This window comes from Actinomycetospora sp. (assembly GCF_055612215.1).
Genome location: NZ_JBVPVA010000231.1, coordinates 1 through 2,203 on the forward strand (window position 1 = coordinate 1; position 2,203 = coordinate 2,203).

Consider the following 2,203-nt stretch of genomic DNA (forward strand, 5'->3'; position numbering starts at 1 on the left):
CCGGCCGGGACGTGCAGCGTCTCCAGCGTCATCGGCTCGTCGTCCGCGAGCCGGACCCGGCACACCCGCAGCACGGCCTCGCCGCCGGGCATCTCGAGGTGCGTGGCGAGGTCGGTGTCGGCGACGACGACGTCCGACCACAGCAACCGCGAGGACGGCGTGAGTCCGCGGCGTCGCATGTCGTCGCCGAACGAGGTCGCCATCAGCGGCTGCGCGACGGCCGGACGGCGGACGAACGTCCCGGCCCCGTGCCGGCGCTCGACGACCCGGCGGGCCATCAGCTCCTCCAGCGCCTTGCGGACCGTGGCGCGGGACACCCCGAACCGGACCGACAGCTCCCGCTCGCCTGGCAACATGGCGCCGGGGCCGAGATCGGCGCAGAGCGCGGCGACCTGGGCGCTCACCTCGGTCGATCTGGTGGCCCGCACGGGAGAGGTATAGACCTCTGACCTCGCCGACATCAAGAGGTACGGACCAGTTGCTCATCGAACGTCTCGTCGTGTCGCCGCAGCACGCCTACGAGGGGCGGCCGGCGTACGGGCCGGTCCCGGTCGAGACGTCCTCGCCCGCGTCGATCGAGCTGCGTGCGGGGTACGGAGTCGTCGGGGACCGCTACGCCGGCCGGGCCGCGCACCGCGACGCGGCGCTGACGATCATCGCGGCCGAGGCCCTCGAGGCGGTCGCGGACGAGCTGGGCGTCCCGCCCTTCGACCCGGCGCTCGCGCGCCGCACCGTCGTCACCCGCGGTCTCGACGTCGAGGCGCTGCGCGGCACCGACGTGCTGCTCGACTCCGGCGACGGGCCGGTGCTCCTCGGCGGCCGCCGCCCCGCGGCGCCCTGCGCCTGGATGGACGTGGTCCTCGCTCGCGGCGCGCACGCCGCGCTGCGGGGCCGGGCCGGGGTGCGCTTCGCGGTGCTCGGCAGCGGCACCCTGCGGGTCGGGCCGCTGTCGGTGACCTTCCCGCCGGCGGACTCGCTGCTCGACGACGTCGACGACGCGGCCCTGCTCGCCGCCCGCCTCGACCCGGCCCGTGCCGCCGTCGGGACCCACGGACGCCGGACCTCGGTCCAGCCCCGCCCGCACTAGGCGGTTGATCATGGCGACGGCACCAGGGCGGTCCGGTGCCCTCGACATGATCAACCGCCTAGCGGCGCGGGACCCGGACACCGCCCGAGGCCCGCCAGGTAGATGATCGTCGACATCTGCACAGGCGCGACGTGCGGTTCCGTCAGGACGCGAGCAGCACCATGGCCGCCGCGACGATCCCGCCCGCCGACCACGCGGCGGTCCGGTACCAGTTGGTGCGCACGAGGCGGTCGAGGACGGCGTCGTCGTAGCCTGCCGAGAGCCGCTGGTGGCAGGGCACCGAGATGCCGACGGTCACCGCCACGGTGGCCGCCCCGCAGACCCCGGCCAGGGCGGCCAGCCAGAACGGGACGCCGTCGGGACGCCAGACCAGCAGCACCGCGCACGTCACCCCCTGCACCGCCCAGGGCGCACTGACCGTCCGGGCCATGAGCCGGGTGTGGCGGTCGTGCTGCTCGCGCCAGCGGGCCCGGTCGATCCCCCGGAAGCCCGGGTAGACGAGCACCTGGACCACCCAGACCAGCCCGACGCAGAACCAGACCGCGGCCAGGTGGACGACGAGGAGGGGCACGAGGGCGGGTGTACCCGCGATCAGGCGCGCGGCGAGGCGAGGCGGGAGGACAGGTCGGCGGCCGCGTCCGCCGTCGCCGCCGCGAGGGCGGGCAGGGCCGGGCGCACGCGGGCCGCCGGGCCCGAGACGTTGACCGCCGCGACGACGCCGCCGTGGACGTCGCGCACCGGGGCCGAGGCGCCGGCCAGGCGCGGGTCGAGGTCGCCGTCGACGACCGCCATCCCGTCGGCCACCACCCGGGCGGCGATCCGCGGGTCCAGCCCGTGGGCGGCCAGCCGGCGCGCGAGCCCGGCCTCGTCGTGGAAGGCGAGCAGCACGCGGCCGGCGGAGCTGGAGGCGATCGGGATGTCGGAGACGTCGAACCCGGTGCGCGGCGGGGAGCCGTCCCCGGCGACGGTCAGCACCGTCGCCACGGCCTCGCCGTGCAGGCGGCAGAGGTGCGCGCCCACGGCGAGCCGGTCGGCGCGCCGCGCGAGGCCCCGGCCGGCCGTGCGGACCAGGCGCGCCTCGGTCGTCCGCGCGGCGAAGGCGTAGAGCCGCCAGCC

General features: G+C 76.8%; 4 protein-coding genes. 1 reads left to right on the plus strand and 3 read right to left on the minus strand.

From position 1 onward, the window contains the following. A partial coding sequence (locus tag AC0CYZ_RS06430; RefSeq protein ID WP_472213460.1) for a GntR family transcriptional regulator occupies nt 1-428 on the minus strand: 428 nt, incomplete at its 3' end. Nucleotides 429-478: 50 nt separating this feature from the next. Here AC0CYZ_RS06430 and AC0CYZ_RS06435 point away from each other — a divergent pair. Next, nucleotides 479-1,087 carry an MOSC domain-containing protein gene (locus AC0CYZ_RS06435; RefSeq protein WP_472213461.1) on the plus strand — a complete coding sequence of 203 codons (609 nt, stop codon included), beginning with the start codon at nt 479-481 and terminating at the stop codon, nt 1,085-1,087. Nucleotides 1,088-1,229: 142 nt separating this feature from the next. Here the strand turns inward: AC0CYZ_RS06435 and AC0CYZ_RS06440 are convergent, their stop codons facing one another. Continuing rightward, entirely contained in the window at nt 1,230-1,658 is a 429-nt protein-coding gene (locus AC0CYZ_RS06440; RefSeq protein WP_472213462.1) for a hypothetical protein, read from the minus strand. Nucleotides 1,659-1,678: 20 nt separating this feature from the next. Beyond that, the coding region (locus tag AC0CYZ_RS06445) for an IclR family transcriptional regulator domain-containing protein (protein WP_472213463.1) at nt 1,679-2,203 on the minus strand (525 nt) is incomplete at its 5' end.